The organism is Nocardioides sp. Z38_18, from assembly GCF_058215695.1.
This window is the reverse complement of record NZ_JBZAJE010000001.1, coordinates 2,095,749-2,114,695: the sequence shown is the minus strand read 5'-3', so window position 1 is coordinate 2,114,695 and position 18,947 is coordinate 2,095,749. Positions and strand designations below refer to the sequence as shown.

Below are 18,947 nucleotides of genomic sequence, written 5' to 3'. Positions count from 1 at the left end.
TCTCGTCTCGCGCACAGGTGCGCCGGGGTCGGTGTGTGCTTGGGACGCCTGCCTGATGCTGATCGCCCTACTGGATGGTCTCCTCGGTCTCGAGCTCCGCGACGAGCTCCTGGAACGAGTCGAGCTTGTTGGGGCAATAGGTCTCGATGACGGCGAGGTCGTAGGCGATGAGGCTCGGGTCCATCACCACTCGTCGCAGGTTGTTGGAGTTGTTGCCGAACTGGAACAGCGACAGCTGGTGCTGGAGCTCTCCGGCGTTCTCACAGCTCACTCCGCCGTCGGTGCCGTAAAGGCTGGTCGCCGTCTCGACGTCGAGCTTGGGAAGTCCGGCGTCGGTCAGGTTCCGGTTGAGCTGTTGGGCCAGGCTCTTGGCTCGGGCGCTGTCGGGGCCGCTCGCGGCCCCGCCCGCGCTGCAGGCGGAGAGGCCCAGAGCCACACCCACGGCCATGGCTGCCATCCGGAGTGCTGCGGGACGGGCTGCGCGTGATCGCTTCGTCGTCATCGAACTCAGGCCTCCTTGGCCGGTGCGTCGGAATGGGTGTTGTCCGGGGAGGTCTCGATCTTCCACTCCGGCTTGCGCAGCTTGTACAGGACGAACGGCCACACGCCGAGGAGGACGATGCCGGCCACGAGGATGAGGACGTAGACGCCCTGGGGTGTCGCGTCCGCGTTCCCCGAGGGCTCCACGAACCCGAGCAGGAAGGCGGCGAGGCTCGCGAGGAACCCGATCGACCCGATCACCGGCATCGCCGGCGTCCGGAAGCCGCGCGGCACATCGGGGTGCGTACGCCGCAACCGCATGGCCGCGAGGAACATCACCATGTACATCAGCAGGTAGAGCTGCACGGCCATCGCGGTCAAGATCCAGAACACCGACTGCACCGACGGCAGCACCGCGAACAGGACGGCCATGGCGGTGACGATCAACCCCTGCACCATCATGATCGGTACCTGCATCCCGCGGCTGTTGGTGCCCTGCAGGCGCGGAGGCAGGTAGCCCTCCTTGCCCACGAGGAGCAGGCCCTTGCTGGGTCCGGGGATCCAGGTGACCACCGAGGCGAGGATTCCGATCACGATCAGCAGGGACATCACCACCGTTCCCCAGGGCATCCCGAGGTGCTTGAAGAAGACGTCGAAGGCCTGGAGCACCCCCTGGGTGAGGTTGACCCCGGACTTCGGGACGCCGACGGAGATGGCCAGCGTGGGCAGGATGAAGACGAACAGGATGAGCACGACCGAGAGCACGATCGCCTTCGGGAAGCCGACACTGGGACGGCGCATCTCGGTGACGTGGACCGCGTTCATCTCCATGCCGGCGTAGGAGAGGAAGTTGCTGACGATGAGCACGATGCTGGCCAGTCCGGTGAACTTCGGGAACCACTCCGCGTCCGAGACTGCCGGGAGGTGCGAGGTGCCGCCGTCCTGCCAGTAGATGAAGGCGAAGATGATCAGGGCAGCGGCCGGGACGATCGTGCCGACGATGAACCCCCAGGTCCCCACCTTGGCGAAGGCGTCGACGCCCCGGGTCGCGATCAGGGTCGAGAACCAGTACACGATGAGGATCACCAGGCCGGTGAACAGGCCCGAGTTCGCCAGGCCCGGGTCGAAGACGTAGGCAAGTGCGGAGGCGAAGAACGCGAGCTGTGCGGGGTACCACGCCACGTTCTGCATCCACTGCTGCCAGATCGCGAAGAAGCCGATGCGGTCGCCGTACGCCTCCTTGACCCAGACGAAGACGCCGCCCTTCCAACCGCTCGCGAGCTCGGCGGCGACCAGGGCCACCGGCACCATGAACAGGATCGCGGGGAGCACGTAGAGGAAGATCGACGCCCAGTCGTAGGCGGCCATCGCCGGCAGCCCACGGACGCTGGCCACCGCCGTGGCGATCAGGATGGCCATCGAGGTCCAGCTGATGTACGCGCGCTTGGGCGCCGAGCTCTGCGCAGCCTGGGGCTGCTGACCGTCGTCCCGAGTAGCCATCTCAATACCTTTCGATGGTTGCCGTGAATCTTCGACGCTAGAAGGCCCTGCTGCGTCGGACATCACTCAGAATCAATGATTCAGCGCAGGCAGCAGGACGGCTGGTACGCCGTGCTCTACTGGAAAGGGCCGGTGGAGCGGGCCGCCCGGCCAGGGCCTCAGCAGCGCAGCCCGACCGTCAACGCACCGAGGTGGTGCTGTCGTGAACTACTGGGTCAGTGTCATCTTCCGGGCCATCCCGCTGGCGATGATGGGCGTGTGCGTCGGGTTCGGGGTCTACGTCTGGAACGCAGGTGATGCGCCGGGCAACTTCGTGGCCGGGCGGGTGGTCACGTTCCTGGGCGCGATCTGCCTGTGCCTGTTCTGCACCGCCGCCACGATCATCCGGCAGCTGATCGGACGCTTCAACGCCGTCGACAAGGTGCTCTACCCCGCGCTCGGCTACCTGGCGGGGATCACCGCGGCGGCGTACGGCATCTCCGTGTTCGCCGGCGTCTCGGGCAGCGGCCAGAACCCCGAGTACGTCGCCGGGCACGTCGTCCTCGGGCTCGGCCTGATCTGTGGCTGCGTGGCCACCGTCGCGGCCGCCTCCACCAAGTTCAGCCTGATCCCCGTCAACTCCGCCAAGCCGGCGGGGGACCGGACCCCGCCCAAGGAGGCGTTCTCCCGAGGTGCCGTCGCCGTTCTCGCCGCCATCCCGGTGCTCCTCGCGGCGGTCGCGTGGGTGTTCGCGTTTGCGAACCTGTTCGCGACCACCTCGCCGAGCAGGTTCACGGTGGGGCACGTGGTCGCCGGCCTCGCGATGATCTGCACCAGCCTGATCGGGCTGGTGTGGAGCATCCTGCGTCAGGTCCAGAACTCCTACGGTTTCCGCGACCGGGTGATGTGGTCGTGGTTGGTGATCGCGATGGGCGCCGCCGGCATGGTCTGGGGGATCGTGCTGCTGTGGCTGGACAGGGAGCCCTACTACCGAACTCCCGGGTTCGTGCTGATCGGCCTGGGGCTGGTCTGCTTCAGCATTCTCAGCAAGGTCGGCCTGCTCGCGCTGGTGTGGCGTCGTACGTTCAGCCTGGCCAACCGGGTGCCCCTGATCCCGATCGTGACGGCTCTCAGCTGCCTGTTCCTGGCGGCGTTCGTGTTTCAGGCTGCGTTCACCGACACCAACGTCTTCATCGCCGCACACGTGCTGGTTGGGCTGGGTGCGGTCTGCTTCACGCTCTACTCGATCGTCTCGATCCTCGAGAGCGGTACGTCATCGGGCCAGGACTGAGGCGCGGACCAAGGACGAGAGGTTGTCAGGGATGGACGAGCCGCAAGCCCCCAACCGTTCGGTTGGCACGCTGGGGTTGACCTTCGTCGCGGTCGGCGGCGTGGTCGGGTCCGGAGTGCTGTTCGCCCCGCTGTTCGCGGCGCAGCAGGCCGGACCTGCCGCCATCATCGCGTGGCCGATCGCAGGTCTGATGCTGATCACGGTCGCACTGGTCTATGCCGAGATCTCCGCGATGCTGCCGGTGGTCGGGGGCCTCGGGCTGTTGCCCACCTTCAGCCACGGCCAGGGGGTGGGCATCGCGATCGGCTGGGTGGCGTGGGTGGGCTACGTGACCGCCGCGCCGATCGAGACCCAGGCCATGCTCGAGTACGTCAGCAACGAGCCGGCCTTCGACTGGCTCTTCGTCGCCGAGGCCTCCTCGAGCGGAGAGAGTCCGCTGAGCCTGCCGGGGGTGGTGGCGGCCGCCGTCGTGCTGATCGCCTTCACCGGGCTGAACGCGTTCGGCGTGGCGCTGTTCACCCGGGTCAACAGCGCGCTCACCTGGGTGAAGGTGATCATCCCGGTGGTCATCGCGGTCGCACTGCTCACCAACTTCTCCACCGCACCCATCCGCGAGACCGGGTTCGCTCCGGAAGGGATGACCGGGGTGCTGAGCGCCATCACCACCGGCGGTGTCGTGTTCGCGTTCCTGGGGTTCCGGCACGCGCTGGACCTCGCCGGTGAGGCCCGCCGGCCGCAGGTGACGATCCCGGTGGCCCTGGTCGGGGGCATTCTCATCTGCATCGTGCTGTTCACCCTCCTCCAGCTCGGCTTCGTCGGCGCGGTCAATCCCGAGAACCTCGGCGGCGGCTGGGCCGGTCTGGACAAGGGCGGGGTGAACGGGCCGCTCGCGGCTCTCCTCACCGGCCTGGGGATGGCGGCGCTGGCCAAGCTCGTGGTGGCCGACGCCGTGCTCGGGCCGTTCGGCGCGGGCCTGGTCTCCACGGCCTCCACCGGTCGGCTCGCGGTGGCGGTCGCCCAGAACGGTCTCTTCCCGCGCGCCCTGTCGGTCTTCAACCGGCACGGCGTTCCGATGCGCGCGATGGTGCTGAACTTCGCGGTCGGGCTGGTGCTGCTGCTCGCGTTCCGCGACGGGTGGTCGGAGCTGCTCTCCTTCAACTCCGGCGCCATCGTGCTGTCGATGTGCCTCGGGCCGGTCACGGTCCTCGCACTGCGCCGGCAGGTCCCTGACCGGGCCCGGCCGTTCCGGCTCCACTCGGCGTCGGTGCTTTCACGGGTCGCCTTCGTCGTGATCACCCTGATCATCTACTGGACCGGGTGGGAGACGATGATCAAGCTGACCATCCCGATCGCTGTCGGTGTCGTGGTGCTCGTGTGGCGCGTCGTCCGCGAGCCGCAGCTGCGCCACTCGCTGGCGTTGGGATCGCTCGCCTGGCTGGGGCCCTACTACGCAGGCGTGCTGGTGCTGTGCTTCCTGGGCAGGTTCGGAGGTGGCCGCGACGTGCTGCCCAACGGGATCGACATGCTCCTGGTCACCGTCTTCGCGCTGGTGTTCTTCGAGTGGGGCCTGCGCTCGGCCCTGCCCGCGGCCGTCGCTGCGGCGAAGGTCGCCACGGTCCCGGAGGTCCGGCCTGTCCGGGGCGGCTGACGCGTCAGGCCACGATCGAGCGCAGCCGCCGGCAGGCGTCGTCGTAGGTCGCGACGAGGTCGCTGGAGCGACCCGACTCCCGGTCCGTCGCCCACCGGTCGAGGGCGGTGCGCACGACCGCCGAGCCGGTGGCGACCACCAGTCGCACCTCGAGGTCGTCGTCGGCGCCGAGTAGCGCGACGAGACGTGTGACCAGGCCCTCGACCCGCTCCTCGTCCATCCCGAGGACGGCGAGGTGCAGAGCCGGCTCGGTGCGCATCAGCCGTCGCAGCCGGAGCATCTGCTGCCCGGCCTCGCTGCGGCCGTCGTCGAAGCTGGTGAGGATCTCGCGCCACACGCCCTCGAGCTGGGGGAGCAGAGCAGTGTCGGCCCGCAGGGAGTCGAGCATCTCCTCGACCCTGTCCTCGAGCTCCTGCTGCGGGAGCAGGGCAGCGCGCTCCTTGGTGGGGAAGTAGCGGAACACCGTGCGGGGAGAGACGCCGGCGGCCTCGGCGATGTCGTCGACGGTGGTGCCGTCGACGCCGTGCTCCTCGAAGAGCCGCAGCGCGGCGTCGCCGATCTCGCGCGCCGTCTGGCGACGGCGGCGCTCCTGGAGGCCGGGGGTGGCGTCGGTCACGAGGCCCATTCTAGGGAATGCCGGCGTTCGCCGCCGTGTTGACAGTCACTGCCAGTAAACACCCGACTCACGAGGAGCACCGTGACGACCAGCACCACCTCCGCACCACCGGCACGGGGCACCGACCGGACGGCACGCCTGATCGCGCTGCTCGTCGGCTCCGCGTTCGTGGTGATCCTCAACGAGACCATCATGAGCGTCGCGTTGCCGGAGCTGATGCGGGAGTTCGACGTACCCGCGACCACCGCCCAGTGGCTGACCACCGCCTTCCTGCTCACGATGGCGGTGGTGATCCCGGTGACCGGGTTCCTGCTCGCCCGCTTCCCGCTGCGGCGGGTGTTCATGGCCGCGATGGTCTCGTTCGCCGTGGGCACCCTGCTGGCTGCGCTCGCGCCGACCTTCGCCGTGCTGGTCGCGGCCCGCGTGGTGCAGGCAGTGGGTACGGCGCTGATGATGCCGCTGCTGATGACGACCATCCTCAACCTCGTCCCGCCCTCGCGGCGCGGCCGGATGATGGGCACGGTCTCCATCGTGATCTCGGTGGCCCCGGCCATCGGGCCGACGATCTCGGGCATCATCCTCGACCAGCTCGACTGGCGCTGGATGTTCTGGCTGGTGCTGCCGATCGCCCTGCTCTCGCTGGCGCTGGGCACGGCCTGGGTGCGCAACGTGACCGAGCCCGTCGACGTACCGATCGACGTCGTCTCGGTGGTGCTGTCGGCGCTGGCCTTCGGCGGCCTGATCTACGGGCTGAGCAGCCTCGGCGAGGCAGCCGCGGGCGACACCCCGGTTCCGTCCTGGCTGCCGCTGAGCGTGGGCGCGGTCGCCCTGGTGCTCTTCGTCGCGCGCCAGCTGTCCCTGCGCGAGCGCGCCCTGCTGGACCTGCGGACGTTCGCGAACAGCACGTTCACGATCGCGGCCGCACTGATCGCGGTGAGCATGATCGCGCTCTTCGGCACGCTGATCCTGCTGCCGATCTACCTGCAGTCGGTGCTCGGCCTGAGCACCCTCGACACGGGCCTGGTGCTCCTGCCCGGTGGTCTGGTGATGGGTCTGCTGGCGCCGTTCGTCGGACGGCTCTTCGACAGGTTCGGTCCCCGGCCGCTGGTCGCACCGGGTGCCGCCGTCACCTCGGTGGCGCTGTGGTTGATGTCCACCCTGGACACCAGCACGACGCAGGGGACGGTCGTGAGCATCCACGTGCTGATGAGCATCGGCCTCGCGTTGATGTTCACCCCGCTGCTCACCGCGGCGCTCGGCTCACTTCCGCACCACCTCTACTCGCACGGCAGCGCCACCATCTCGACGATCCAGCAGGTCGCCGGCGCTGCCGGCACCGCGCTGTTCGTGACCGTGATGACGCAGCGCTCGGTGGCCGACATCGAGGCGGGCGCCTCGGTGGTCGACGCCACCGCCGCCGGGATACACGCGGCCGTCTTCTACGGCGGCGTCATCTCCGCGGCGGCGGTGCTGGTCGCGCTGCTGGTGCGTGGGCAGAAGGCCGTCGACTGACCGGGCCGGAGGCCCAACCGGCGGGAGCCCAGGACTGACGGGCCCTGCCGCCTCCGGCGCCTAGGAAGGGACGATCTCCACCGGGCACCGTGACTCGTGGAGGACGGCGCGGCTCACGGCTCCGAGGTGGTGCACACGGCCACCGTGGGTCGGCCGGGCCAGCAGCAGCCGGTCCGCTCCGGATGAGGCGTTGACCAGGGCGAGGGCCGGCTGCGCGTGCACGACCTCGATGCGCACCGCCACCTCGGGGTAGTCGCGGCGCAGCTCGTCGACCACGGGTGTGATGAGCTCCTTCGCCCGGGCCTCGTACTGGTCGGCGCTGGCTCGAGCGGCGATCATGTCGTCGTACCCGGACTGCAGCTTCCAGGCGTGCAGGACGACCAGCTCGGCGCCGCTGTGGCCTGCTGCCGCGAGCCCCCCGCCGAGCAGCGGCGCGGCGGTGTCGACCGACTTGAGCCCGACCACGACTCGGCCCAGGTCCTTGCCGGGCGCCCACTCAGGAGCCACCACCACGACCGGGCAGGTGGCTCGGGCGGCGACGCCGCCGACCACGTCGCCGGTCCAGAGCCGGCCCACGAAGGAGCGGCGCTCCGCGCCGAGCACCACCATCAGCGACTGCTCGGCGCTGGACACCAGCGTGGTCACGGGGGTGCCCGAGAGCAGCCGGGTGCGTACGGCGAGGTCCGGGGCCGCTTCCCGGGCCGCGGCGGCGGCCTTCTCGAGCAGGGTGTGCCCGTAGCTCGACAAGGTGGCGTCGTCGATCAGCGGGATGTCGCCGCGGAGGTCGCCGTACCCGGGGGTGGCGTGCACGATCTCCAGCTCGGCTCCGCGGCGAGCCGCCTCCAGGGCGGCGTAGGTGACCCCCCTGGTGCTGGCTGGGGTCGCGTCGATCCCGACGACGAGGCGCGCGGCGGTTGTCTGAGTGTCCATGGGACTTCCTTCCTGGCCTCCTCCAGTGTCGCGGATCTTCCCCAGCGAGGGGAGGGCCGACGGACCCCCGGAAGCCGACGGAGGACATCTCGACGCTGTGGGGGCTTCCCTCCAGCCGGCGGTTGCACCATCTTGGTTCCGAACCCCTGAGCGAGGAGCACGAGATGGGCCGTCTGATCGGGATCATCGTGGTGGTGTGGTTGCTGATCGGCGTGTTCGCCGCCTACCAGCGCGACTACTTCACCGACAAGGCTGAGGTCGACTGCAAGAAGGTGGGCGACACCGCGCTGACGATTGTGGCGGGCCCGTTGAACTACGCCGGGGTGAACCCGAAGGTGGAGTGCCGGGTCCCGAAGCCGTCCGAGTAGGGCACGGCCCCGACGTCGTACTCATCGGCCGGCGTCCGGATCCACCAGCCCGGCCCGGTGGGCCAGCACGACCAGCTGGGCCCGGTCGCGGGCGCCGAGCTTGGTCAGCAGCCGGCTCACGTAGGTGCGCGCGGTCTCCCGGCTGAGGAAGAGCGCCTCGCCGATCTCCTCGTTGGTCAGTCCCAGCCCGACGTGGGTGAGGATCTCCAGCTCGCGCTCGGTCAGGCCGGCCAGCTCCTCGTCCCGGCGGCGCCGCGTCGGGAGCCGGGCGATCCGGCTCATCATCTGTCGCAGCACGCCGGGCGCCATCTCGGCCCTGCCGTCGGCGGCGTTGCGGACCGCGCGGCGAAGGTCCTCGGCCTCGAGGTCCTTGAGGAGATAGCCGTTCGCACCCGCGGCCAGGGCCTCCACCACGTCGTCGTCATCGTCGAAGGTGGTGAGCACGAGCACGGGGGTGACGGCGAGGAGCGGGTCCGCCCGGATGGCCCGGATCGCCTCGTGGCCGTTCATCTGCGGCATCTGCAGGTCCATCAGCACGACTGCCGGCCGCAGCTCGCGCGCCATCGCGAGGGCCTCCAGACCGTTGTCCGCCTCGCCGACCACCTCGAGGTCGTCGGCGATCTCCAGGATCGCCCGCAGCCCCGCGCGCAGGAGGCGCTGGTCGTCCACCAGCAGCACCGTGGTCACGGCGCGGCCGCCAGGGGGATCCGTGCCCGCACGACCCAGCCGTCGGGTCCGGCCTCGACCCAGAGGTCGCCGCCGAGGTCGAAGACGCGCTCGCGCATGCCGCTGAGCCCGTGGCCCCCGGCGAGCTCGGGAGTCGCCGTACGCCCGTCGTCGGACGCGGCCCGACCGCGTCCGTCGTCAGCCACGCAGACCTCCAGCGTGCCCGGCGAAGCCTCGGTGACCCGGATCCGGATGCTGCGTCCACTGGAGTGACGCAGCACGTTGGTGACGCCCTCCTGCACCAGCCGGAAGACGGCGGCGTCGACCTCGGGGGACAGCGTCACCGGGTCGGCCTCGATGTGGACGTCGTACCCGGCCGTGGTCGGCGCCCGGGTCAGCCGGGCGAGATCCCGGAGCCCGGGAGCGGCCTGGGGGCGGTGCCCGTCGCGCAGCACCCCGACGGTCCGCCGCAGGTGGGAGAGGGCCTCGGAGACCGCCGTACGAACCACCCCCAGGGACTCGCGTCGCTGGGCGGCGTCGGCCTGCTCGTCGGCCGCCAGGCCCGCGTGCAGCGAGGCGAGCGTGAGTGAGTGCCCGATGGAGTCGTGCAGGTCGCGGGCGAGGGCGAGCCGGTCCTCTCGGCTGCGGGCGTCGGCGTCCAGCACCCGCTGCCGGTTCAGCAGCCGGGTCACCTGGTCCCGGCGGCGACGCAGCTGCCGGCCGGTGCGCAGGCTGTGCCCCAGGGCGATCACCGCCGCCATCAGGGTCACGTGGGTCGCGAGCTCGTAGCCCAGGACGTAGGCGATGCTCTGCTGGTCGATGACGCGGTACGCCGTGGAGCCCACGAGCGCGACCAGCGCGGCGACGAGCGCTGCTCGGGTGTGCCCGGTCTCCGCGGCGGAGAACAGCGCGGCCGCGACCGGGACCGCGACACCGAGCGCCGGGAACCCGGCGGCGTGGTAGCTGAAGAACCCGACGAGAGTGAGCAGCAGCATCAGCAACGGGTGCGTACGCCGCACCAGCATCAGCAGCCCGAGGCCCAGGGCCCAGGCGTAGGCGAGCGGGTCCACCGGCCCGCCCTGCCCCTGGTCGGAGGACACGATCACCGCCAGCACGGTGGTGACGACGACGCAGAGCAGCAGGTCGATCCGCCGGGCGCTCATGTCGATCACTGCCACGGCTTGCATGCTAGATCGGTGGCGGCGCGATCGGCAGGCGCGTGAGGCGACGAAGGAGTCGCTCCGGAGCGATCGGGTCCTCGCCCCTGGCGGCCTGTGCCACGGCGGCAGCGCTCCTAGCGTGATCAGTCCGAGGTCGGACAACGTTGGAGAGGAGTGCGGGGATGGAACGTCTCGCGCTGGCATGTCGCCGCTTTCGTCACGCCGTGGTGGGGGCGTGGATCGCGGCGGTCGTCGCCGTGTCTGTGATCTCGGGAGCCCTCGCCGGGGACGTCAGTGACGACTACGACCTGCCCGGCTCAGAGAGCCACCGGGCCACGCAGGTGATGGAGGAGGCCGGCTTCGACTTCCGGTCGGGCACCCAGGCACAGCTGGTGTTCCGGGTTCCGGAGTCGGACGTCGGGTCCGGAGCGGGCGAGGAGTTCCGCAGCCGGGTCGACCGGGTCGCGGACGAGGTGAGGCAGCAGATCCCGCGGGCTCAGGTGACCAGCCCCTACGAGCCGGGCGGCGGCCGCCAGGTCTCGGCGGACGGGACCATCGGCTATGTCTCGGTGGACCTCCCGACGCTGCCTGCCGAGCAGCTGGCCGGTGTGCAGGACCGGCTCGCGGAGATCCGGGAGGGCCAGGACGGGCTCGACCTGGAGCTCGGCGGCGTCCTGACCGACCAGGAGGCCGGGTCGGGACCGCCGGCCGAGCTGATCGGGATCCTGGCGGCCGTGGTGATCCTGCTGCTCGCGTTCGGGTCGGTGTTCGCGATGGGGCTGCCGATCCTGGTCGGGATCGTTGGAGCGGCCAGCGGAGTGGCCGTGGTCGGTATCGGTGCCCGCTGGGTGGAGATGCCCAGCTTCGCGGCGCCCGTCGCCGCGATGATCGCGATCGGTGTGGGCATCGACTACGCGCTGCTCGTGGTGACCCGCTACCGCGAGGCGCTGGTGGCGGGGGAGGGCCCGGTCGAGGCCGTGGTCACGGCGCAGACGACCGCGGGACGGTCGGTGCTGTTCGCCGGGGTCACCGTGGTGATCGCCTCGCTCGGCCTGGTCCTGATGGACCTCAAGCTGATCACGGGCGTCGCCCTCGGCATCGCGGGAGCGGTGCTGCTCACCATGGCGGCCGCGGTGACGCTGCTGCCGGCGCTGCTCGCGATCGTGGGCCGCCGGATCGACCGTCTCTCGGTGCACCGCCGCCGAGGGGCCAGGAGCTCAGACGGCCTCCTGGCGCGCAGGTGGAGCCGCCAGATCCAGCGTCGTCCGCTGCCCTGGGCTCTCGTCTCGGTGGCGGCTCTGGTGGTGATGACCATCCCCGTGCTCGACCTGCGGCTGGGTTTCTCCGACGCGGGCACCAGGCCCGGCTCGGACACCGCGCGCCGGGCCTACGACCTGATGTCCCAGGGGTTCGGTCCGGGCTCGAACGGCCCGCTCGTGGCTGCGGTCACGCTGCCTGCCGGGGCTGGGACCGAGGTCCTCGAGCGCCTCGGCCGGGACCTCTCCGACGCCGCGGGCGTGGCCCGGGTGAGCCCACCCGCCATCAGTGACGACGGCGAGGTCGCGGTCCTCCAGGTGGTGCCCGCCACGGGCCCGCGCGACGAGCGGACGACCGACCTCGTGCACCGGTTGCGGGACCGGGTGATCCCCCCGGTCACCGAGCAGACAGGCGCCGAGGTGGCCCTCGGGGGCACCACCGCGGCGGCCGTCGACTTCGCCGACTACACCGGGGACCGGCTGCCGCTGTTCCTCGCAGTGGTGCTCGGGCTGGCGATGCTGCTCCTGCTTGCGGTCTTCCGGGGCGTCGCCGTCGCGGTGAAGGCGGTGGTGGCCAACCTGCTCTCCATCGGGGCCGCCTTCGGCGCGACCGTGGCGGTCTTCCAGTGGGGCTGGGGAGTGGACCTGCTCGACCTCGGAGGAAGCGCGCCCGTCGAGGCGTGGGCGCCGATGATGCTGATCGCGATCGTGTTCGGCCTCTCCATGGACTACGAGGTGTTCCTGCTGTCCCGGATCAAGGAGGAGTACATGAGGACCCGTGACAATGCCTCCGCGGTGGCGGAGGGGCTGGCCCGAACGGCGCGGGTGATCAGCGCGGCCGCCGCGATCATGATCTGCGTGTTCGGCAGCTTCGTGCTCGGCTCGAGCCGGGAGCTCCAGCTCTTCGGGTTCGGGCTGGCGTTCGCGGTGCTGGTGGACGCGACGCTGGTCCGGCTGGTGCTGGTGCCGTCGCTGATGGAGCTGCTGGGGGACCGCAACTGGTGGCTGCCCGGGTGGCTCGACCGGTTGCTGCCCGAGCTGGTCCTGGAGCGGCGTACGACGCCTCCGGTGCCCGCCTCCACACCCGCTGGGAGGACCCATGTCTAGCGTGCGACTGACCGCCGGCGAGGTCGACTACCTCGACACCGGGGGCTCGGGACCGGTGCTCGTCCTCCTGCACGGCGTGAACATGGACGCCAGTCTGTGGGCCGAGGTGGTGGAGCAGCTCGCTCCGGACTTCCGGTGCGTGGTCCCGACGCTGCCGCTGGGCAGCCACCTGCGGCCCATGGAGCGACCCGAGCTGGTCACCCACCGGGGCGTCGCGGCGCTGGTGGGGGAGCTCCTGGAGGCGCTGGACCTGCGCGAGGTGACGCTCGTGCTCAACGACTGGGGAGGTGCGCAGTTCCTGCTCGCCGACGGCCCGACCGACCGGCTGGCGGGCGCAGCCCTGGTCGCGTGCGAGGCGTTCGACAACTTCCCTCCGGGCCAGCCGGGGAAGGCCGTGGCGATGAGCGCGCGGCTGCGGGCACTGCTGTGGACGGCGATGCAGCTGCAGCGCTTCGGCTGGTTCCGGCGTGCCCCCGGCGGCTGGGGATGGATGAGCAAGCGCCCGGTGGCCGCCGACGTGATGGACCGCTGGTTCGCACCGGCCCAGCGCGATCCTGCGATCCGTCGCGACCTGCGCAGGTTCGCGCTCTCCACGCCGACCCGGGCGGAGCTGGCGGACCTCGCCTCGCGACTGCCCACCTTCACGCGGCCGGTGCTGGTGGTGTGGGCGAGCGAGGACAGGCTGATGCCGCGCGAGCACGGCCCCCGGCTGGCGGCCCTGTTCCCCCGTGGGCACCTGGTGGAGATCGAGGACAGCTACACCCTGGTGCCCGTGGACCAGCCCAAGCGGCTGGCCACGGAGCTGGCCGGCTTCGTCCGCACCGACGTGCTCGGCCCGGACCATGAGGCGCGGTAGTCAGCCCATCACCAGGCCCTCGATGTCGTGCTTCTTGGTCGCGTTGCTGGTCCGTGGACCGAGGGTTGCTGACTGACCCGGCTTCAGCGGTGAACGTGCAGCCGCAGGGCCAGGGAGGGGGCGCCCGGGTCGTCGCCGTCGACGACGGCCAGGAGCCTCGTCCCCGGCTCAGTGGACGCGAGCGCCATCAGTCCCTCCACCTTGCTCACGCGTCCCTCGACCAGGGGCAGGAGCGCAAGGTCGGTGACCATGTCGCCCTCCAGGCGGACCAGCGCTGATCCCACGACCGGGCCGTCGTCGCGCGGATTGGCACTGGCCTCGGCGGCAGCGCTCGCGAGGATGGACCCGTCCGGGAGGGTGACGGCGTCGGTGATCGCGAGACCCACCCCGTGGACCGAGCCGAGGTCGTAGTGGCGCGGGTGGGTCACTGTGACGGATTCCGCCGGGACCTGTCCGCGCGCGACCGCCAGCAGCTGGGAGAGGTCGAGATCGACGCTGCCGGAGGGCAGGCCGGCGGAGGGCATCCCGCGGTGGAACCACCGCAGTGAGGATCCGACGACGCAGGCGCCCTCCAGGTTCAGGTGCTCGGGCCCGACGTCGAGGGCTGCGGCGACGGCGGCGTACAGCGGCCCGAGCTCGGATTCGATGGCCCTTGGTTCGCCTCGCTCCAGCCTCAGCAGCACGGCACGCATCCGGGCGGGTGCGGAACCCGATCCCAGGATCAGCAACGTGGGGTCGCCGTCGACTCCCACCTGGCACGCAGCCTCGAGGTCGGGCTTGAGGTGCTTGGTCCCGGCCGCCTCCGCGAAGACGTCGAGCCCGGCCACCGGGGCGAGCAGGCGCACAGCGGACACGCCCGCCTGCTGGAACCAGGCGCCATGGGTGGTGTCGTCCTGGACGACGAGGTGGCCGGCGCCGAACGGTGCAACGGCTGAGGCCGCTCGCACCGGCGATCCGTCACCGAAGTGAAGCCGCTCGACTCCTGCCAGCTCGATCTCCACGCGGCCAGCCTGCCGGAGTCGAGCACCTCACGCCATGGCACCCCGGCGCTGGACCGCGTCCCGCACCCACCCGCGCACGAGGCGGACGGCCTACTGGTCGGCTTGGCGGCGAGCTCCTTCAGCTCGGTGAGCCTCGACCCGCCGCTGGTCTTCCATCGCAGTGCGTTCGGTCTTCGCTGACGCCGTCGAGCCGGGTTCGAGCTTGAGCGCAACCGGTCAAGGCTCCAAGTCGAGCAGCTCGGCCGCGGCCCGTTGAGCCCGGCTGAGGACCCGCTTCGGCGAGGTCCCCAGTTCCTCGGCTGCCTGCGCGACGTCGTCGTACTCGGGGGTGGCGCTGACGACGTGGCCGTCGAGCCGAGCGAGCTTGACCCTGACCCGCTTCCCGGAGACGTCCACCGCCACCTCCTCACGTTCGAGGGCACGCCGGTCGACGGCGACGCGTCGCAACCCGATGGTGGAGGTGTGCTCGAAGACGATCCGCTCGAGGCGCTCGGCCTTGCTGGCCGTCGTCAGCACGGACAGCGTGTGCGCGGGACGCCCCTTCTTCATCAGGATGGGGGTCAGCCAGGCATCCGCCGCGCCCGCGGCCATCAGGGTGGTCAGCACCGCCGGCCACAGCCGTGGGTCCAGGTCGTCCACGTTCGCCTCGAGCACCACCGACGGTGCGGCGCCGTCAGCCGGGTGGCCGGGGCTGTCCACCGCGGATCCCACCACCAGGCGGGTGACGTTCACGTGGTCGGCCGGGTCCTGGGTGCCGGCGCCGGTCCCGATCCGTTCCGGACGCAGGTGCGGCAGCGGGCCGAAGGCGTCGGCGAGGGTCACCATCAGAGCCACGCCGGTCGGGGTCGCGAGCTCGGACTGGACGGGACCGCCGAACGCGGGAGCGTCGTGTGATCGCAGCAGCTCGAGCACCGCGGGTCCCGGGATCGGGATGGGCCCGTGGGCGCCGCGCACCCGGCCGCCTCCGAGAGCGATCGGGCTGCACACCAGGCGACTCAGGCCCAGTGACTGGACAGCGGTGACGACCCCGACGATGTCCGCGATCGCGTCCAGGGCGCCCACCTCGTGGAAGTGCACCTCGTCCAGCGGTACGCCGTGGGCCGCGGCCTCGGCGCGTGCCAGCGCGCGGAACACCGCACCCGCTTGGGCGGCGACGGGCTCGACGGCGCCCTCGAGCAGGGAGAGCACGTCAGGCAGCGTGCGCTGGACCGTCGAGCGTTCGGTGCTGACCACTGCCTTGGTGGCGGCGAGTCCGCCGCGTCGGGTGCGGGTGGCGGTGACCGTGACCTTCTCGGGCAGGCCCAGGCGGTCGATCTGCTCCTGGACGAGGGCCGGGTCCACTCCGCCGTCGATGCAGGCCCCCAGCAGCATGTCGCCGCTGACGCCCCCGGAGGCGTCGATCCATCCCACCGACCGGGTCATGGTCGTGCCTGGCGCGTCAGCGCCTCGTTCATCGAGCCGGACCGGAAACCGTGTGGGTCGACCTCGACCGCGTCGAAGCCGGTGACTGCTGCGAGGAGGTCGGGTGAGTCGGTGACGACCGGGACCAGGTCGGCGTCGACCTCGACCCGGGCACGATCGCCGAGGTCGCGCACGCGGACGTTGCCCTCGGGGAGTCCTGCAGCGGTCATGGCCGCGCGCAGGTCCTCCTCGGCCCGTTCGATCCGGTTGAGGCGATCGGTGCTGATGGACAACCCGTAGGCCACCCGGCTGGACAGGCAGGCCGCGGCCGGCTTGTCCGCGGTCGCCAGGCCCCATGCCCGGGAGGCTGCTCGCACCTGCGCCTTGGTGAACCCGGCGTCCGCGAGCGGGGTCAGGGCACCGGCGAGGACAGCGGCGCGGATGCCGGGCCGGAACCCGGCCACCAGGTCGTCCGCGTTGGTGCCGGTGGCCACGGAGGCGATCCCGAGCTCCTTCGCCAGTGGGAGCAGCACGTCGAGCAGCTCGGCCTTGCAGTGGAAGCAACGGTCAGGGCCGTTGCTGACGTAACCGGGCCGCTCCATCTCGTTGGTGTTCGCAGTGAGATGGCGGACGCCCAGCCCACGGGCGAACGCAGCTGCCTTCTCGAGCTCGCTCGCCGGCAGCGACGCCGACACCGCGGTCGCCGCGACGACGTGCTCCGGGCCGAGGGCACGCGCAGCCGCGGCAACCAGGAACGCAGAGTCGGCACCACCGGAGTACGCCACGACGAGCGAGCCCAGCCCACGGAGCCTGAGCTCGAGAGCCTCCACCCGGGAGCGCAGCTGCGCGTCGACGGGCGACAGATCGGGGGACCGATCGGTCACCGGGACTCCTCCGGAGCCGCCGTCGCGGGGCCACTTCTGCGGAGCATCCGGACCGCAGCACAGCCAGCCCCGAACCCGTTGTCTATGCCGACCACGCTGACGCCCGGGCTGCATGACGCCAGCATCCCCAGGAGCGCGGTGACGCCCTCGAGTCCTGCGCCGTAGCCAGTGCTGGTGGGCACGGCGATCACGGGCGCGGGAGTCAGCCCGGTGACCACGCTGGCCAGGGCGCCCTCCATGCCGGCCACCACGATCACGAGGTCGGCCGAGGCGATCCGGTCGCGCAGCGCCAGGACCCGATGGAGCCCGGCGACCCCGACGTCGGCGACCGGTGTGGTCGCGAAGCCGTAGGCGGTGAGCACGGCCGCCGCTTCCCACGCCACCGGGAGGTCGCCCGTGCCCGCGGTCAGGAGGAGCGGGTCCCCCTCGCGGGGGGCCTGGACGCGCCACGTGAGGGTCGTGAGCTCGGTGCCGTGGGCGTCGTACGCCACCGTGGTGCAGGTTGCGCCCGGATGCACCGCCAGCACGGCTGCCGCCTGTGCGGGATCGGCGCGGGTGAGCAGGACCGGACTGTCGTCGGGTTCGGCGAGAAGACCGGTCACGGCCTCGACGCACTGGGCCACCGACTTGCCGGGCGCATAGACCGCCTCGGCAATCCCCGTCCGGGCCGCTCTGCCGAGGTCCAGGCGGATGTCCATGCGGGGGATCATCCCATGTGCCGGCGGCGCGGCTCACGGCCACCGGGTGGTGCAGCTCCCGGCATTGGTTCGCGTACTCCCGGCGAGCCTCGGCCACGCAGAGACACCCCATCTGCCACGTTGGCCCCACCAGGCATACCCGCTCAACTGATTTGTTCCAACGCATTGCGATGCCTCAACTGAGTACCTGTACGGATGCGCGGTCCCACACCCAGGACGAAGGATGGAGCCATGAGACGACCACTGCTCCTGCTTCGCGACATCGGGTTCCGCACGGCCGCACTGCTGCTGCTGACCGAGGGGGTCGCCGAGATATTTTCGGCGCTCAGTCCCGGTGACGGCCTCGGCACCGGCCTCACCGTCATGTTCGTGCTCGTCTGCGCGGCGGCGGCCTGGGGACTCTGGGACGGGTTCCACCGGCACCCGGCACGACTGTGCGTGACCTGGGTGGTCACCGGCGTGCTGGTGTCGCTGGGATCGACCATCTACTCGCACCTGCGGTTCGACGAGGGGTCCTGGTCCGGGCTGGCCGACCGGCTCCTCGACGGGCTCGGGTTCTGGTCCGCGCTCGTGTTCGTCCCCGCGATCTGCTGCGGGCTCGTGCAGTCCGTCATCGGCTCAGGGACTCCCTCCCGGCGGCGGTTGCAGGATGCTGGTTCTCGCAACCGGTGAGTGAGGTGCGCGACATGGGTCCGTTGAACTGCGCCGGGGTCAACCCGGAGGTGGAGTGCCGGGTCCCGGAACCCTCCGAGTAGGAGACCTCAGCCCATCACCAGGCCCTCGATGTCGTGCTTCTGGGTGATCGGCTCGAGCTCGTCAACCACGGGGCAGGAGAGATGGTCGCGGACCCGCGGGGGCAACGCATCCCAGTAGCCCGTGGTGACGGCCAGGTCGTGGTGGGCGTCGTTGCCGGCGCCCGGAGCGTCCACTCCCAGCACCAGCACCGGCCGGGACACCTGCGAGGTGTTCGGCGTCCCGCGATGGATCGTCAGGGCCGACCGGGCCGAGATGTCCCCGACCCGGGGGTACTTGCGTTGCGCGAGCTCCTCGAAGCGGGGGTACTCCGACTTCGGCGGGAACTGCTCGTGGTCGAAGTCGTCACCGCGGTCCCACTGGGTGCCCAGCGCGATCTCGAACGGGCCCATCTCCTCGGTGGTGTCAACGGTGGTCAGGTTGAACGCCAGCGAGGTCAGCCGGTGCTCGTCCTTGGTCTCCGGGGGACTGGGGAAGTCGCGGTGCCAGGGCTGCAGCGTCGCGCCGGGGAACGGGGTGTCGAACCCGACCTCGACGACCCGGTAGTCCGGACCGAGGATCGTCTCGCACACGGCGCGCACCCAGGGGTGGTCGACCAGGTCGACGAAGCCGCGAAGAGCCTCGGGGTGGATCTCGACGTACCAGCGGTTCGGACCGCGTCCCACGGCTCCGCCCTCGCGGGACCTGGCCTCCTCGAACGCGGCGTCCACGTCCTCGCGGACCTGCTGCACCCAGCCGGGGGAGAAGGCGCCCTTGCAGGCGATGATCCCGTCAGTCTCCAGGCCGCGGCGGATCTCCTCGAGGTCGAACTCCTTGTCGGTGGCGGTGGTGTCTGTCATGG

General features: G+C 71.0%; 18 protein-coding genes. 7 read left to right on the top strand and 11 right to left on the bottom strand.

Annotated features, from left to right (window positions below; translation table 11 throughout):
• Positions 1-67 precede the first annotated feature (67 nt).
• Entirely contained in the window at positions 68-502 is a 435-nt protein-coding gene (locus tag AC4BGC_RS10240; RefSeq protein WP_490555509.1) for a hypothetical protein, read from the bottom strand.
• A gap of 5 nt (positions 503-507) precedes the next feature.
• The gene (gene gadC / locus AC4BGC_RS10235; protein WP_490555507.1) at positions 508-1,980 is read right to left on the bottom strand and encodes a glutamate/gamma-aminobutyrate antiporter GadC; all 1,473 of its coding nucleotides are present in this window, start codon (positions 1,978-1,980) and stop codon (positions 508-510) included.
• Between the two features lie 202 nt (positions 1,981-2,182).
• Here gadC and AC4BGC_RS10230 point away from each other — a divergent pair, with 202 nt between their 5' ends.
• Positions 2,183-3,250, top strand: a complete 1,068-nt coding sequence (locus AC4BGC_RS10230) for a DUF2776 family protein (protein ID WP_490543941.1) — start codon at positions 2,183-2,185, stop codon at positions 3,248-3,250.
• 31 nt (positions 3,251-3,281) lie between these two features.
• Entirely contained in the window at positions 3,282-4,898 is a 1,617-nt protein-coding gene (locus AC4BGC_RS10225) for an APC family permease (RefSeq protein ID WP_490555505.1), read from the top strand.
• A 4-nt stretch (positions 4,899-4,902) separates the two neighbouring features.
• Here the strand turns inward: AC4BGC_RS10225 and AC4BGC_RS10220 are convergent, their stop codons facing one another.
• Entirely contained in the window at positions 4,903-5,514 is a 612-nt protein-coding gene (locus AC4BGC_RS10220) for a TetR/AcrR family transcriptional regulator (protein WP_490555503.1), read from the bottom strand.
• Positions 5,515-5,595: 81 nt separating this feature from the next.
• Between AC4BGC_RS10220 and AC4BGC_RS10215 the strand changes: the two genes are divergently transcribed.
• Complete coding sequence (locus tag AC4BGC_RS10215; protein ID WP_490543944.1) at positions 5,596-7,026, top strand: MDR family MFS transporter; 1,431 nt, start codon at positions 5,596-5,598, stop codon at positions 7,024-7,026.
• A gap of 60 nt (positions 7,027-7,086) precedes the next feature.
• Here the strand turns inward: AC4BGC_RS10215 and AC4BGC_RS10210 are convergent, their stop codons facing one another.
• A complete protein-coding gene (locus tag AC4BGC_RS10210) occupies positions 7,087-7,956 on the bottom strand; it encodes a universal stress protein (RefSeq protein WP_490555502.1) in 870 nt (289 codons plus the stop codon).
• A 164-nt stretch (positions 7,957-8,120) separates the two neighbouring features.
• Here AC4BGC_RS10210 and AC4BGC_RS10205 point away from each other — a divergent pair, with 164 nt between their 5' ends.
• Positions 8,121-8,324 carry a hypothetical protein gene (locus tag AC4BGC_RS10205; RefSeq protein ID WP_490555500.1) on the top strand — a complete coding sequence of 68 codons (204 nt, stop codon included), beginning with the start codon at positions 8,121-8,123 and terminating at the stop codon, positions 8,322-8,324.
• A gap of 21 nt (positions 8,325-8,345) precedes the next feature.
• Here the strand turns inward: AC4BGC_RS10205 and AC4BGC_RS10200 are convergent, their stop codons facing one another.
• A complete protein-coding gene (locus tag AC4BGC_RS10200; RefSeq protein ID WP_490555498.1) occupies positions 8,346-9,011 on the bottom strand; it encodes a response regulator in 666 nt (221 codons plus the stop codon).
• The gene (locus tag AC4BGC_RS10195) at positions 9,008-10,168 is read right to left on the bottom strand and encodes a sensor histidine kinase (RefSeq protein WP_490555496.1); all 1,161 of its coding nucleotides are present in this window, start codon (positions 10,166-10,168) and stop codon (positions 9,008-9,010) included. The genes AC4BGC_RS10200 and AC4BGC_RS10195 overlap by 4 nt, the downstream gene beginning before the upstream one ends.
• Before the next feature lie 164 nt (positions 10,169-10,332).
• Here AC4BGC_RS10195 and AC4BGC_RS10190 point away from each other — a divergent pair, with 164 nt between their 5' ends.
• Together AC4BGC_RS10190 and AC4BGC_RS10185 are read left to right on the top strand one after the other, a co-directional pair.
• A complete protein-coding gene (locus AC4BGC_RS10190; RefSeq protein WP_490555494.1) occupies positions 10,333-12,513 on the top strand; it encodes an MMPL family transporter in 2,181 nt (726 codons plus the stop codon).
• Positions 12,506-13,369 carry an alpha/beta fold hydrolase gene (locus AC4BGC_RS10185; protein WP_490555492.1) on the top strand — a complete coding sequence of 288 codons (864 nt, stop codon included), beginning with the start codon at positions 12,506-12,508 and terminating at the stop codon, positions 13,367-13,369. Before AC4BGC_RS10190 ends, AC4BGC_RS10185 begins: the two co-directional genes overlap by 8 nt.
• A gap of 83 nt (positions 13,370-13,452) precedes the next feature.
• On the opposite strand, the gene AC4BGC_RS10180 is transcribed toward AC4BGC_RS10185, so the two are convergent.
• The 4 genes from AC4BGC_RS10180 to larB all read right to left on the bottom strand — a co-directional run bounded on the left by AC4BGC_RS10180 (position 13,453) and on the right by larB (position 17,353).
• Positions 13,453-14,370 carry a DUF6910 family protein gene (locus AC4BGC_RS10180; protein ID WP_490555490.1) on the bottom strand — a complete coding sequence of 306 codons (918 nt, stop codon included), beginning with the start codon at positions 14,368-14,370 and terminating at the stop codon, positions 13,453-13,455.
• A 216-nt stretch (positions 14,371-14,586) separates the two neighbouring features.
• Positions 14,587-15,792, bottom strand: coding sequence for a nickel pincer cofactor biosynthesis protein LarC (gene larC / locus AC4BGC_RS10175; RefSeq protein WP_490555488.1), 1,206 nt, complete (start codon positions 15,790-15,792; stop codon positions 14,587-14,589).
• Entirely contained in the window at positions 15,789-16,655 is an 867-nt protein-coding gene (gene larE / locus AC4BGC_RS10170) for an ATP-dependent sacrificial sulfur transferase LarE (RefSeq protein WP_490555486.1), read from the bottom strand. The genes larC and larE overlap by 4 nt, the downstream gene beginning before the upstream one ends.
• On the bottom strand, positions 16,652-17,353 hold the full coding sequence (gene larB, locus AC4BGC_RS10165; RefSeq protein ID WP_490555484.1) for a nickel pincer cofactor biosynthesis protein LarB: 702 nt from the start codon (positions 17,351-17,353) through the stop codon (positions 16,652-16,654). The genes larE and larB overlap by 4 nt, the downstream gene beginning before the upstream one ends.
• Positions 17,354-17,584: 231 nt before the next feature.
• On the opposite strand from larB, the gene AC4BGC_RS10160 reads away from it, so the two are divergent.
• On the top strand, positions 17,585-18,025 hold the full coding sequence (locus AC4BGC_RS10160; protein WP_490555482.1) for a hypothetical protein: 441 nt from the start codon (positions 17,585-17,587) through the stop codon (positions 18,023-18,025).
• Between the two features lie 89 nt (positions 18,026-18,114).
• Here the strand turns inward: AC4BGC_RS10160 and AC4BGC_RS10155 are convergent, their stop codons facing one another.
• On the bottom strand, positions 18,115-18,945 hold the full coding sequence (locus AC4BGC_RS10155; protein WP_490555480.1) for a phytanoyl-CoA dioxygenase family protein: 831 nt from the start codon (positions 18,943-18,945) through the stop codon (positions 18,115-18,117).
• Positions 18,946-18,947 lie beyond the last annotated feature (2 nt).